The organism is Desulfosarcina sp. (assembly GCF_046496365.1).
Lineage (GTDB): Bacteria > Desulfobacterota > Desulfobacteria > Desulfobacterales > Desulfosarcinaceae > Desulfosarcina.
The window spans coordinates 1-13875 of the sequence record NZ_JAWOHB010000011.1; the positions used below are offsets into that span (position 1 = coordinate 1).

General features: G+C 57.1%; 12 protein-coding genes. 8 read left to right on the forward strand and 4 right to left on the reverse strand.

The annotated features are described in order from the left end of the window. Together R6V78_RS00370 and R6V78_RS00375 are read right to left on the reverse strand one after the other, a co-directional pair. A partial coding sequence (locus tag R6V78_RS00370; RefSeq protein ID WP_410287330.1) for an FG-GAP-like repeat-containing protein occupies window positions 1-890 on the reverse strand: 890 nt, incomplete at its 3' end. 97 nt (window positions 891-987) lie between these two features. Continuing rightward, the gene (locus tag R6V78_RS00375; protein WP_410287331.1) at window positions 988-1845 is read right to left on the reverse strand and encodes an NAD(+)/NADH kinase; all 858 of its coding nucleotides are present in this window, start codon (window positions 1843-1845) and stop codon (window positions 988-990) included. A 428-nt stretch (window positions 1846-2273) separates the two neighbouring features. Between R6V78_RS00375 and R6V78_RS00380 the strand changes: the two genes are divergently transcribed. From R6V78_RS00380 to R6V78_RS00405, 6 genes are all read left to right on the forward strand, one after another. Beyond that, window positions 2274-3398 (forward strand): branched-chain amino acid ABC transporter substrate-binding protein, encoded by a 1125-nt coding sequence (locus R6V78_RS00380; protein WP_410287332.1) that lies wholly within the window; start codon window positions 2274-2276, stop codon window positions 3396-3398. A 132-nt stretch (window positions 3399-3530) separates the two neighbouring features. Then, entirely contained in the window at window positions 3531-4433 is a 903-nt protein-coding gene (locus tag R6V78_RS00385; protein ID WP_410287333.1) for a branched-chain amino acid ABC transporter permease, read from the forward strand. A gap of 70 nt (window positions 4434-4503) precedes the next feature. Continuing rightward, complete coding sequence (locus tag R6V78_RS00390; RefSeq protein ID WP_410287334.1) at window positions 4504-5712, forward strand: ABC transporter permease subunit; 1209 nt, start codon at window positions 4504-4506, stop codon at window positions 5710-5712. 36 nt (window positions 5713-5748) lie between these two features. Next, window positions 5749-6540 (forward strand): ABC transporter ATP-binding protein, encoded by a 792-nt coding sequence (locus R6V78_RS00395; protein ID WP_410287335.1) that lies wholly within the window; start codon window positions 5749-5751, stop codon window positions 6538-6540. Beyond that, the gene (locus tag R6V78_RS00400) at window positions 6533-7240 is read left to right on the forward strand and encodes an ABC transporter ATP-binding protein (protein ID WP_410287336.1); all 708 of its coding nucleotides are present in this window, start codon (window positions 6533-6535) and stop codon (window positions 7238-7240) included. Before R6V78_RS00395 ends, R6V78_RS00400 begins: the two co-directional genes overlap by 8 nt. 265 nt (window positions 7241-7505) lie before the next feature. Further along, complete coding sequence (locus tag R6V78_RS00405) at window positions 7506-8219, forward strand: lytic transglycosylase domain-containing protein (RefSeq protein ID WP_410287337.1); 714 nt, start codon at window positions 7506-7508, stop codon at window positions 8217-8219. Between the two features lie 54 nt (window positions 8220-8273). On the opposite strand, the gene R6V78_RS00410 is transcribed toward R6V78_RS00405, so the two are convergent. Both R6V78_RS00410 and R6V78_RS00415 read right to left on the reverse strand, forming a co-directional pair. Further along, the gene (locus R6V78_RS00410) at window positions 8274-9134 is read right to left on the reverse strand and encodes a ChaN family lipoprotein (RefSeq protein WP_410287338.1); all 861 of its coding nucleotides are present in this window, start codon (window positions 9132-9134) and stop codon (window positions 8274-8276) included. A gap of 15 nt (window positions 9135-9149) precedes the next feature. Further along, window positions 9150-11249, reverse strand: a complete 2100-nt coding sequence (locus R6V78_RS00415; protein WP_410287339.1) for a M1 family metallopeptidase — start codon at window positions 11247-11249, stop codon at window positions 9150-9152. A gap of 250 nt (window positions 11250-11499) precedes the next feature. Between R6V78_RS00415 and R6V78_RS00420 the strand changes: the two genes are divergently transcribed. Next, window positions 11500-11976: a YcgN family cysteine cluster protein gene (locus tag R6V78_RS00420; RefSeq protein WP_410287340.1), complete on the forward strand. Its 477-nt coding sequence runs from the start codon at window positions 11500-11502 to the stop codon at window positions 11974-11976. Between the two features lie 225 nt (window positions 11977-12201). Next, window positions 12202-13869 carry a Na/Pi cotransporter family protein gene (locus R6V78_RS00425; RefSeq protein WP_410287341.1) on the forward strand — a complete coding sequence of 556 codons (1668 nt, stop codon included), beginning with the start codon at window positions 12202-12204 and terminating at the stop codon, window positions 13867-13869. The last annotated feature ends 6 nt before the right edge of the window (window positions 13870-13875 follow it).

Below are 13875 nucleotides of genomic sequence, written 5' to 3' on the forward strand. Positions count from 1 at the left end.
AAGATTTCGGCGACCTGGTTGCCGTTGATGTCTCCGGCATCGACGGCCAGGATTTTATGGCTGCCGCCCGCGTCGAAGAGGGCCAGACGATCCAGTCGGCCGCCGTCAAAGCGCTCGACCACGATCTGATCCGCATGAAGGTAGACGATATCCGGTCTGCCGTCGCCGTTCACATCCCCCGTGGTCAGGGCGCTGATGACGCCCTTGTATGGGCTGCTGGTCCACAGGGCTTCAACCGTGTCGTTCGCCGCCATTTCCGGGGCTGCCGTTGCCGGGGTCGCCGCCGCGACCGCAACCGTAGTTGGTGCCGTCGGTTGCAAAGGTACGGGAACCGCGGCCGGCTGCACCGGCTGGACCGGTTCCACCTTCGGGGTCACCTGGGGGATCATCACTGCCGGGGCGGCATCCGTCGGGGCGGCCACCGCTGGCGTCGCTGAGATCGAGGCAAGGTGGCGGCTCACCTGGGTGGCAAACTGATCGATATGCATGAGCACGTCGCTGCTGCTCTGGCCGAACTGGCTGAACTGGAGGGCCGCATCACCGGTTTCGACCGAGGTGAGGGCGGCATCGGTGCTGACGCTGTCGCCGAAAACGGTCAGGCTGCCGGTGACCACATAGGTTGCATCCAGGTCGCGGGCGGTCTGAACCGGGTCTTTGCCTGGCCGCGTGGCATCGCCGCGAATCACCTCAGCCGACTGGCTGATGCGTGAGGCCAGCATCTCCATGATGCCTTTGTTGAGAAAGGTCAGGTCTTTTTCCGAATGGATCGTCAGGGGCAGGATCAGGACGCGTCCGGCGCCTTCATCGGCCGGCACAGGAGAATTGAAAAGGATGAAAAAGGCAGTTATAAGGCTGAATAAACCGGTCAACGGTCGTGGATAGCGCTTCAATTCAGGGAGTCTCCTTTACCGATTTCATCCGTGTGAACCTTGTTAACATGAACCCTTAAAAATTAAAAGTGGAATCTGTTTCTGAGCGACGCTTCAACTACACCCGGCTGCCGCTCCACTTCAGCTTGGCCTTGAGCACATCGAAGTAGTTCTGGTCGGGAAGGGTGATCATCTGCACCGGGATGGGGCTTTGGCTGATGAGGATGGTGTCCCGCTCGTCGATTTTTAATCCGATCTGGCCGTCGCAGGTCAGCATGATGTCCGAGGCGTCCTCGGTCAACTGGATTTTTATGGTGGCCGAGTCGGGGACCATCAGCGGCCGATTGGTCAGCGTGAAAGGGCATATGGGGGTGATCAGGATGCCGGGCACCGACGGGTGGATGATGGGGCCGCCGGCGGCCAGGGAGTAGGCCGTGGATCCGGTGGGGGTCGCCACGATGAGTCCGTCGGCACGGTAATCGGTGAGAAACTGATCGTCGATATAGGTGCGGATCCGTGCCAGGCGGGCCAGGGCGCCCTTGTTGATCACCACATCATTGAATGCGGACTCGCGGGCAATTTCCACGTCTTGGCGGATCGCCCGTATCTGCAGCCGCATCTGCGGCCGCGTGGTGAACTGATTGTTCAGGATCGATTCGGCCACCTTGCACAGGCGGTCCTGGGTGGTTTCCGCCAGGAATCCGACCTCGCCGAATTTAACGCCGATGATGGGGGTCTGCTGGTCGCCGATCCAGCGAACGGCGCTTAAAAATGTACCGTCGCCGCCCAGAACGAATACGCAAAAAAGTGATGCCGGCGACCGTTTTCGTGCGCCGCCCAAGCGCTTCACACCGGGTATCCCGCTTTGCCGGCGAGTGACGGTGATGCCTTTTCGGACCAACCATTGCTCAAAGGAGTCAGCCTGCTGCCGGGCACGGTCATCATCTTTGACAACCAGACCAATGTTTTTTTTCATGATGGGTATTCGGTTCCTGATGGATTGCTTTTTTGAATTCATACATGGGTTTGGTGGGCAGGGCAAGTTTAAGATCCCCAAAAAAATAAATAGGGTCCATCCGGTTTAGGACCCGGGAAGGGGTGTGCGCACAGTGCATCGTGCGGAATGCGGTTGACATCATCGGCTCGAAATCATATGTATTCCCTGCTTTCCGATAAACTAATCAATGTGATTCATCCCCATTCGGATCGGCCAGCACACCCACCTGCCGACCACACCGCAGGCTGCCGGAAAAAAAGTGAGCCCGATGAATTTGCACCCGCCCATTGCAAATCGTTGGTCATCCAGCCGCCTTTTGACTTGACTGATCCTCGGCAACTTTACTATACAATTGTCTTTATCTGGAGGAGATCGTTCAACAAAACCATTTGAGAAGGAGAGGCATGATGAAAAATCGTTTGGGCAAGTTCCTTATCGTTGCAGTTGCTGGCATATTCATGGTTGCCACCGGTACCGCCGTGGCAGCGGATACCATTAAACTCGGTGTTGCCGGCCCCCACAGTGGAGACCTGGCATCCTATGGCATCCCCACCATCAAAGCCGCTGAGCTGGTGGTGAAAGAGATCAACGCCAAGGGCGGTGTTCTGGGCAAACAGGTCGAACTGCTGGTGGAAGACGACGTGTGCAAACCCGAAGTTGCCACCAATACCGCCACCAAACTGGTCTCCGAAGGCGCCCATGTGGTACTGGGTCACATCTGCTCCGGAGCCACCAAGGCGGCTCTGGGTATTTACAAGGATTCAAACATTCCGGTCATGTCGCCGTCCGCCACCAACCCCGCCCTGACCCAGAGTGGAGACTATCCCAACTTTTTCCGCACCATCGCTTCCGACGATGCCCAGGCGCGGCTGGAAGTGGATTTCGCGCTGGACGTCCTCAAACTGAAAAAAATTGCCGTTCTGCACGACAAGGGCGATTACGGCAAGGGGCTGGCCGAATTCGCCAAGGCCTTCCTGGAAGCAGACCCCCGGGCTGAAGTGGTCTTTTATGAAGGCATCACCCCCGGTGCCGTGGACTACAGTGCCGTCGTTCAAAAGATCAAACAGAGCGGCGCCGAGGCGGTCATTTTCGGCGGCTACCATCCCGAAGCCTCCAAAATCGTCACCCAGATGCGCAAAAAGAGAATGGACACCATCTTCATCTCCGACGACGGTGTGAAAGATGATACCTTCATCAAGGTTGCCCAGAAATATGCTGAAGGCGTTTACGCCACCGGTCCCATGGACGTCTCCCAAAACCCCATGGCCATTGCGGCCAACGACGCCCACAAAAAAGCCTACAGCGCCGATCCAGGCGCATTCTACCTGAATGCCTATTCGGCCGCTTTAGCCCTGCTCAACGCCATCGAGCAGGCCGGCAGCACCGATTATGCCGCGGTGACCGAGGCCTTGAGAACCAAGGATGTGGAAACACCGCTGGGCAAAATCCGTTTTGACGATCGCGGTGACGCCATCGGTGTCGGATTCTCCATGTACCAGGTCAAAGATGGTGCCTACGTAGAACTGAAATAGCGCAAGCTGTGTCATGATCACTCAGGGGACAGACACGCATGCGTCTGGCCCCTGAATTTTTATGCGCCGGACATCACCGCCCGGGCGATTTTTCAGCCGGGGGGCATCCCTTCACCCGAGATGGGTTTTGATATGGACTATTTTTTCGAGCTTTTTCTGGGCGGCCTGACCCGGGGCAGCATTTACGCACTGATCGCCCTCGGTTACACCATGGTATACGGGATTGTGCAGCTGATCAACTTTGCCCACGGCGAAATCTACATGATCGGTGCCTTCACTGCCCTGATCGTGATCAGCGTGCTCACCATGATGGGGTGGAACCAGATTGCCATCCTGCTGATCGCCGCCGGGGTTGCCGTGATCTACTCGTCGGCTTACGGCTATACCATGGAGAAGATTGCCTACAAGCCGCTGAGAAAGGCTCCCCGGCTGTCCGCTCTGATCAGCGCCATCGGCATGTCCCTGTTTCTGCAGAACTATGTACTTTTGGCGCAGACCTCTGATTTTCTGCCCTTTCCCGGGTTGATCCCCGATTTTGAATTCATGGAACCCATTGCCCACATCATCGGTTCACCGGAGCTGGTGATTCTGGTCACCACCACCATCGTCATGGTCCTGCTGACCTTTTTGATTAAATTCTCCAGAATCGGCAAGGCCATGCGGGCGACGGCCCAGGATCGGGATATGGCCCTGCTGGTCGGCGTGGACGTCAACCGGGTGATATCGGTGACCTTTATTATCGGTTCCGCCACCGCCGCTATCGGCGGGGTGCTGATTGCCTCCCACATCGGCCAGATCAATTTTTATATCGGCTTCATCGCCGGCATCAAGGCCTTCGTAGCGGCGGTTCTCGGGGGTATCGGCTCAATCCCCGGGGCGGTGCTGGGCAGTTTGGTCCTCGGGTGGACCGAATCCTTTTTCACCGGTTATATTTCCAGTGATTACGAGGATGTGTTTGCATTCATTTTTCTGGTTGTCATCCTCATCTTCAGGCCGGCGGGGATCCTGGGCCGTTCTACCGCGGAGAAAGTGTGAGCCGCCATCAGATTACGACCGGCATCAACCTTTGGCTGCCGGCAACCTGCGCATTGAGATATAAACGCCCATGCTTGTAAATGAACTCAAAAAATCTTTTCTGGTCTCCCTCTGGTTCATGTTTTTGACCTTCCCCATCATGGTGATCCGGGTCAACACCGTGGAAAATATCATCCAGTGGCGTTGGGCCAACCTGCTGTTTGTGGGGATCGGCAGCTTTGTTTTGTCGGCGCTCTGGCGCTACCTGATCCGGCGAAAGGAGAAGGGCATAAAAAGGACCGAGGTCGATGGTGTTGTCCGTGTAACCCTGAGCCAGCGGCTGCTCAGGAATCGACGATTCACCATTCCGGCCATGATCGCGGTCAGCCTCGGCGCCCTGGCCTTTCCGTTTGTATTTTCCATTTACCAGACCAACATCATGATTACGGCCCTGATCTATGTCATGCTGGGACTGGGCCTGAATATCGTGGTTGGCGTCGCCGGTCTGCTGGATCTGGGTTACGTGGCCTTTTACGCGGTGGGCGCCTATTCCTACGCCCTGCTCAACTACCATTTCGGCCTGGGTTTCTGGACGGTATTGGGCATCGGCGGCGGAATGGCTGCCCTGTTCGGCATCATTCTCGGTTTTCCCGTGCTGCGGCTCAGGGGCGACTACCTGGCCATCGTCACGCTGGGCTTCGGTGAGATCATCCGCCTCATTCTGGAAAACTGGAACGAATTCTCTTTCGGACCCAGCGGCATCGCCAATATTCCACGTCCGGGATTGTTTGGTGTGGATCTTAATATCGAGCAGGCCACCATCTACCTCTATTTTTTGATGATCGCCATGAGCCTGGCCACCATTTTCGTGGTCAACCGGCTGCAGGATTCGCGGATCGGCAGGGCCTGGATCGCCCTGCGCGAAGACGAAGTCGCCTGCCAGGCCATGGGCATCGACAAGCGCAAAACCAAACTCATGGCCTTTGCATTGGGAGCCACCTGGGCTGGCTTCGCCGGGGTCGTGTTTGCCGCAAAGACCACGTTTATCAACCCGGCCAGCTTCACCATCTGGGAATCCATCAATGTCCTTTGTGTCGTGGTTCTGGGTGGAATGGGTTCGATCGTGGGGGTCATCGTCGGTGCCTTTATCCTGATTCTGCTGCCAGAATATCTGCGTTTTTTATCCGAATACCGCATGCTGGCGTTCGGCACGGTACTGGTGATGATGATGGTGTTCCGGCCCGGCGGCATCGTTGAAACGGTGCGGCGAACCTACCAATACAAGGAAGTCAGCCAATAAGGGTTGTAAAAGGCCCCTAACCGGACAGATATGGATATGGAACCGATACTCGACGTAAAGCAGTTGACAATGAATTTTGGTGGTCTGCGGGCCCTGAACCAGGTTGATCTGGATGTTCGCCAGGGGGAAATCGTGGCGCTGATTGGTCCCAACGGAGCGGGTAAAACCACGTTTTTCAATTGCATCACAGGGATTTACGATCCCACCAGCGGCGATGTCCTTATCTCTCCACCGAAAAATGGGCGGCCCCAGCGGATCAACGGCATCAAGCCCAATCAGGTCACGGAAAAGGGTTTGGCCAGAACATTTCAGAATATACGTCTCTTCCAGAATATGACGGTGCTTGAAAATGTCATGATCGGCTGCCATTGCCGAATGAAAGCCGGAATTTTAGGCGCGGTGCTCAGAGGTATTTCAACGCGCCGGGAAGAAGCGGCTACGGTTCAGAAAAGCTATTCGATCCTTAAAAAGATCGGGCTGGAAAGATATGTCAACGAATTTGCCAAGAATCTGCCTTACGGTGCTCAGCGGCGTCTGGAAATTGCCCGCGCCATGGCCACGGATCCTTTCATGCTGCTGCTGGACGAACCGGCTGCGGGCATGAATCCCCATGAGACCCAGGAACTGGATGAGCTGATCATCAGAATCCGTGAAAACGAGGGCATTTCGATCCTGTTGATCGAGCACGACATGAAACTGGTCATGAGTCTGTCGGATCGGATTTTCGTCATGGACTACGGTAAAAAAATAGCCCAGGGGACACCTGCGGAGATTCGCACGAATCCGGCTGTTATCAAGGCCTATCTCGGAGAAGAAATCGATGCTTAGCCTCGTTGGCATACATACCTATTACGGCAACATCCAGGCGCTGAAGGGCATCAGCCTGGAGGTGAAAGAGGGAGAAATTATTACCCTGATCGGTGCCAACGGCGCCGGCAAGACAACGACTTTGATGTCCATTTCCGGGATCGTGCCCCCCAGAACCGGAGATGTACGCTTCATGGGGGAGACCATCACCCGGGTAAACCCGGACAAGATCGTATCCATGGGCATCAGCCAGGTTCCCGAAGGCAGGCGAATCTTCCCTTATCTTACCGTGCTGGAGAATCTGGATATGGGGGCCTTTCTGAGGAGCGACAAGAATGGTGTGAAATCCGATTTAGATTATGTTTTCAACCTGTTTCCCATTCTGGCAGAACGGCGCAACCAGGCCGGCGGCACCCTGAGCGGCGGGGAGCAGCAGATGCTGGCGATCTCGCGGGCCCTGATGGCCCGGCCCAGGCTGCTCCTGCTGGACGAACCCTCCCTGGGGCTGGCGCCGTTGATTGTGAAGCAAATATTTGAAATTATAAAGAAAATAAACGTTGAAAACAACACCACCATTTTCCTCGTGGAACAAAACGCCAACCTTGCCCTGAAGGTTGCCCACCGGGGATACGTCATGGAGAACGGCCGGATTACCCTTTCAGACGCTGCTGAGCGACTGCTGATCAACGAAGACGTCAAAAAGGCCTACCTGGGAATTTAGTATTACGCCCGACGATCCAGACAGCTGATCCTGTCCCATGAAAGGAAGAAAATTTCACACTGTGGCATAAATGCCACGCTTTTAAGAGACTGTTTGCCATACCTGAAAGGCGCAGCATCTGGCCGAACAACATCTAACTATCTAATATGAATATGTATATGATGCTTTTGGGATGTTTCGGCATTCTATTTGCTAAATTCAGGATAGTCAATTCTACGCAGGGCGTTGCAGTTTACCGGTCAACCCCTTATCGATGGGAAATGCCATGGACCCAGAAAATCACCCCGGCCATTCCTTTTTCCAGATGAAGGACGCCATCGTCTTTCTGGTTACGGTTGCCGCCTGTACCTTTTTCCTGGCCGCTGCCTGTACATTTACAAAAACAGCTGAACCCGCCTCCCGTCAGACATACACACCTTTTTTGGCCATGCCGCAGCCTCCGACGGCGCTTCTCTTGGCGACCGGCCCCGAACCGGCCGCGCCCGAGGTCCAAGTCACCACGGAAGCGCCTGCGGTTGTCGTGGAGATAACGTTTGTACCGGAGGTCGCCGATGTGCGTGAAAAAATTCCCTTTCACGGAATTATCGTCCAGGTGTCCGGACGATACGAAGTGGATCCGCACCTGATCCGGGCCATCATTTTTGCGGAATCCGGATTCAACCCCAGGGCAAAATCAAAGAAAGGTGCCCGCGGACTGATGCAGCTCATGCCGGCTACAGCCAAATCCCTGGGTGTCGAAGACGTTTACGATCCGGAGGAGAATATTGAAGGTGGCGTGCGCTATTTCCGGTCACTGCTCGATCGCTTCGATGGTGATGTGAAGCTGGCCCTGGCCGCGTACAACGCCGGGTCCCGCCACGTCCGAAACTATGCGGGAGTCCCTCCTTTCAAGGCCACCCAGCGCTATATCCAGAAAGTGCTCAAGTTTCACAAGAAATTCAAGCTGGAAAAGGCATCCGGCTCCCGGAGGTTGGCCTGAGGCGCAATTTCCCGCAACTCAAATTGCCGACATCCCAAACCAGGCAGCGGTTATTCAGGGCATTATGATGAAATCGGCATCGTCGCCGGTCAGGGTGCCGGGCTCGAAGATGCCTGGTGTATAAGGCAGCAGCACGCTGACCGGCATCGTCGTGCGGCTTTTTATCTGGTAGGGAATTCCCATCTTGCGTGCATGGCCCGAGCCGGCCAGCAGGACCATGGTCCGGTCGGGGTGCCGCTCCAGATGGTTGAGGCTGTTGATGGCCATGGCGGTGTCCCACACCAGTTGGGCTTCACAAAAACGGTTGAAATCCATGTTGCCGTGGCCGTGGGCGCCAAACGCGCTGCGGATGAAATCCCGATACTCGCGGGTCACATCACAGGTAACACCCGCCAGATCTCCCCGCTGCTGATCGGAAAGTGAAGCAAATCCGCGTTCGGCCACCTGCCGGGTGATGCCCCGGGAGACATTCAGACCGACCATGGGAATCTGCCTGTCCCGGGCGTAGATGAAGATCTCGCGATAGAGCGACCAGGGAAAATTCCAGTTAGCGAGATAGATCTTTTCAAAAGCCGCCTCTTCCATCTCACCGGCCACCCATTGATCCAGTGCAGCTTGGCTATCCTTGGGAAACATCTCCAATCCGATGGACAGCGGACGAGATTGGGTGCTCAGCATCTGGATGACCTTCAACTGGGCGGCGTGGTGGGCCGGATCGGTGTGGTGTTCACCGACCAGCACGATGCGGGCGCTCCTCAGCGCCTTTACGGCCGCTGCATCGGCGATGGATTGTCGGTTCAAAAGGTCAAAGAGCCGCATTTGATCATCCTGACCGGGCTCACGACAGCTGGCGGTCAGCAGGATAATCGAGATCGCCGCGAAAACCAGGATCCGTCGACGGTGGTGGGTGATCATGGGGCTGCTCCTTGGTCAGGGTGTGCCGGCCGGGTCCCAGCGGACCATTACCGGCGAATCGGCTGCCGGCCACGTGCCTTTGACCCGGTTATGTCCCTGGCTGAAGGCCAGGTAGCTGTAGCGGCCGTAGTGGGGAATTTTCAGCGCTGCCAGGTCTGCCGTATCCGCCGAGAGCGGGTGCAGCAGAGCGACGACGGTTTGCGAGCGGGGATGGCGGGCGACGATGAACAGTGCGTCCGCGGGCCCCTCAAATGGCTGGCCTTCCAGCTTAAATGCCTTGGGAACCAGGTCCAGTTCCTGGGGAAGCAGCCTGAGCGCCAGCGGATTGTCGGGCAGGCCGATGAACACCAGATCGCTGCCGGACGCATCGGCTCGAGTGAAGTCCGTTTCACGGATCGTGCGGACCGGGTCAATACCCATGGCGCGGGCGAACTGGGTCGCCACGGGGGGGCCAAAAGGACCCATCCGATCGGCAATGACCATCACCACGGATGCTGAGCCCTTCAGGGTGTTGACCGTGGGCGGCATCTCCTGCAGCGCCAGCCGCCTGAAAAGGTGATAATCAGGGTCCGCGGTGAGCGACCGCGGGCGCGATGGGCTGGTGATTTCAAATTCCGTGAACTGGTCAGACAAACGGACCGGCTGAGTGACCGGGCCGCCATCGGTGTCCAGCGACAGTTCCAGGGTCACGTCGTAAAGGGGCTTGTCCTGGACCAGACGGCCAATGGTTTGATATCCCTGGCTGCCGGCCACCTGCCTGACATTTTCAAGGCGTATTTGCGGGGCTCCCTGCCGGTCGATCCACTGCCGGAAAAACCCGTCCAGGGATCGTCCGGCGCGCTGTTCCATGTGTTGCTGCAGATCCTTCCAGGAAGCGCGTTTGAATCGGAATTGCCTATAAAAATCCCGCAGGGCCGCCCAGAACGAATCCTCCCCCACCTGCCCGCGCAGCATGTGAAAGACCATTGTGGCCTTATCATAGCCCACGGCCTTGGTGACCGGGTCGGATCGACTCCGGAATTGACTGAGGGGGAAATCGGTTGCCGGTGATACCAGTGCCGCATAGTTGCGCAGGGCCTGGCGCCGGTAGTCCATGGCGGCATGGGCGGAGGCCTGTTCTTTAATCAGATAATCAGCCGTATATGCGGTCAACCCCTCGCACCAATTGCCCGATTCGTAGTCTACCAGAACCCCGTTGCCCCACCAGTTGTGCACGATCTCATGGGGCAGACTGGTTTCCGGGATAAAGGGCAGGCGCAGGACCATGCTCCCCATGAGGGTGTAACCCGGGAATCCGTAACCGGTGGGGAAAAAGTTTTCGACGACGGCAAATCCATCGAAAGGGTAGGGCCCGAAAAGGTCGCTGTATTGTTTCAGGTAGCGCAGGGATGACTCCAGATAACGGGCCGACAGATGCCGGTTGTCCGGAAAGAAATAGGTGGCGACGGTGATGCCGTTCAGCATCCGCCGCTCGACCCCATAGGGGCCTGCAGAGAGGCTCAGCCCCGCCACTGGATGGTCAATGTGCCAGCGGCTGACGGTTCTTTGCCCCTGGCGGTCGATCCCCAACAGCCTTCCAGTCGTGACCGCCACGGTGTCATCGGGCCCATCCACGGTCAGAGCGAATGACTCTTCGGCATCGTTTACCCGAGGGTACCAGCCCGCACCGGAGAGAATAAAGGTTCCCGCGGCAGAGATCGTTGCGCTGACACCGAAGCCCGGGTTGTCGGTGTTTACGGGGCGCAGCGGTGCGGGATCGGCGAACCGGCCGATGTAGTGGATGGTCAAATCCAGGTTTGGCATCGATTGCTTTCGATCCGGATTAAGGCTCAACCGCCCGCGATTGAAGCTGTAGGGATGATCGTGGCCGTCAATGCGAACCGCCTGGATGCGGGCCCGTGGGGAAAGCGTCAAGCTGATGGGGCCGCTTTGCGCCTGCCGAAGGTGGATCCGGTCCCGGCCTTCCAGTTCAGCCCGTTCGGGAAAAAGGCTGATGCCCAGGTCGTGGTGTGCGGTCGCGCCCATGGCGCCTGCACCGGCAATGCCATGCACCCCAGACAGTGCCACCAGGCTAAACAAGGCCAGGCGGGAAAGCGCCATCAATTTTCGTCTCACGGCTTACCTCCCGGTCGAAATCGCTCAAATTGGGTTTCAGGGATTGTATGTCAGGTTAAAATTAAGCGTTTTTGCGCCAAAGGCAACCGAGATTGGATTTTCCGTTTTTGAGCGGTTGAATTCATGATAAGGCATCGGTTGATGGAAACCACGGCATGGAACAACGGGTCAGCCGTGCGGGCCCCAGGCAGCAGGACTCCCCGCTGCGCCAGACCACGTGAAAACCTAGTCAATCAAAGGATGTGTACCGTTGAAAACCAAGACGCCACCGGCGTTCCCCCGGGCAGCCGACCGGCCTTTCTGGAAGACAGCGGGATTGGAACAGATGAGCCCGGAGCAATGGGAGTCCCTGTGTGACGGCTGCGGGCGCTGTTGCCTGCAAAAATTCAAGGATGGTAAAACCGGCAAGGTCACCTACACCTGGGTTGCCTGCCATCTGCTGGACGTCCAGGCCTGCCGGTGTTCCGCCTACGGCAGCCGGACCACCCGGGTGCCCGACTGCCTGGTGCTGACACCCGAGCAGATTCCCCGCCTGCGCTGGCTCCCCAGAACCTGCGCCTATCGACGGCTGTCCGAAGGCAAGGACCTGCATGCCTGGCACCCGCTGGTATCCGGTGACCCGGAATCGGTTCACCGCGCAGGCATATCGGTGCGCGGCAAGGCCCTATCCGAAACAGATGTTCACCCGGAGGATGTCGATTTTTACGCCATTGGCTATCGAATCTGAAATCCATGACCCTCCCTGAAGGTGAAGATCGCCCGAGGCGTCCGGCCGGAAATCTTCAAGCGGTCTTGGGACTTGACATCTGGTCGGTGTATGGTAAGTACAGGCCAATTTTGGCCGATTGCGATTAACTGACTGAAACAAAACATTATTTTTGTTTACTTTCAGGAGTTTGGAACAAACGCGGGCAATCGTCGGTGGCTGCCCTACGCCGGGATGGAGTTTGCGATGACGGGTGTGTTCATAACGACCCTAGGGGGTCTTGGCATGTTTATCCTTGGCATGAAGATGATGACCGAGGGGCTCCAGATGTCGGCCGGAAAACGCATCAAAGCCATCTTGAGCGCGGTCTCCTCCAATCGGGTGGTGGGGTGTCTCACCGGCGCTTTTGTCACGGCCCTGGTTCAATCGTCATCTGCCACCACCGTGATGCTCATCGGATTTGTTACCGCCGGTCTCATGACCCTGCAGCAGGCCGTGGGCATGATCCTGGGAGCCAACGTGGGCACGACGATGACGGCTCAGCTCATCGCCTTCAAACTGAGCGAACTGGCTCTGCCCGCCATCGCAACCGGAGTCGTGCTCAAGTATTTCACGCAGCAGAAAAAAACGCGCTATATTGGTGAGGTCATCTTGGGCTTCGGTCTGTTGTTTTACGGGATGACTGTGATGAAGTATGGGCTGGCCCCAATCAAAAGCGACCCCAACTTCCTGGCGTTTTTCACCAAATTCGATCCCGGCTCTGCCGGGGGGCTGCTCCTGTGCGTGATCGTGGGGGCCGCCTTGACCATCATGGTTCAATCGTCGTCGGCTACCATCGGCCTGACCATGACCCTGGCCAGCCAGGGATTGCTTTCCTTTCCCGGCGCCATGGCTCTGGTGCTGGGGGAAAATATCGGCACCACCATTACGGCCGAACTGGCCACGCTCGGTTCCACCAACATCAACGCCCATCGGGCAGCGCGGGCCCACACCATGTTCAATGTCATCGGTGTGACCCTCATGCTTTGCGTCTTCCCCCTTTTCGTGAAACTGGTCGAAGGGGTGACCCTGGGGCTCGGCGCCGGTCCGGTAGACCAGGTAGTGGGGGATGAAATGATCAACATCGCCCGCTACATCGCCAACGGCCATACCCTGTTCAACGTGATCAATGCCGCTTTTTTTCTGCTGATGCTGCCCTGGCTGATCAAGGTCGCCATATTGCTTTCACCCAAGGAAGAGGAGGACATCGACTATTTCCGCCTGCCCAATTTCGGCGACCGGCTCATGGACACGCCCATCGCCGCTATCGCAGAGGCCCGCAGCGAAATTCTCCGTATGGCCGAGACGGCCAAATACACCTTTCGAAAGACCATCAAACGGCTCAAGGACAGAGATTACAAGAAACTGGCCAAATGGCGGCACGTGGAAGCCCACCTGGATGACATGCAGCGGGAGATCGTGGCCTACCTCACCGGGATCTACCAGAGCGGTGTGAGTGAATCCGAGGCCAAGGAGCTTTCCAGCCTGATGCGCATGACCAACAACATCGAACGCATCGGCGACTCCGTGGAAAACATCGCCCAATCTTTAGAAAATATGATTGAGGAAAATCTGACATTTACCGAACCGGCCATGGCGGACATGCACCAGTTGGCGGACAAGGTGGCCGAGTTCATCGATTTGATCACCTCGGCCATGCAGCGGCGACCCGCCAACTTCATGCATCAGGCGGACAAGTTGGAAAACGCCATCGATGCCATGCGCGAAAAATATCGTGAGGACCACATCCAGCGGTTGCGCTGCTGTGAATGCGGTCTCGACCAGGGACTCGTCTACGTCAGCCTGTTGACCAACCTGGAGAAGATCGGCGACTATTGTTTCAATGTCGCCGAGGCGGTTGCTGGCAGGAAATAGCCGCCG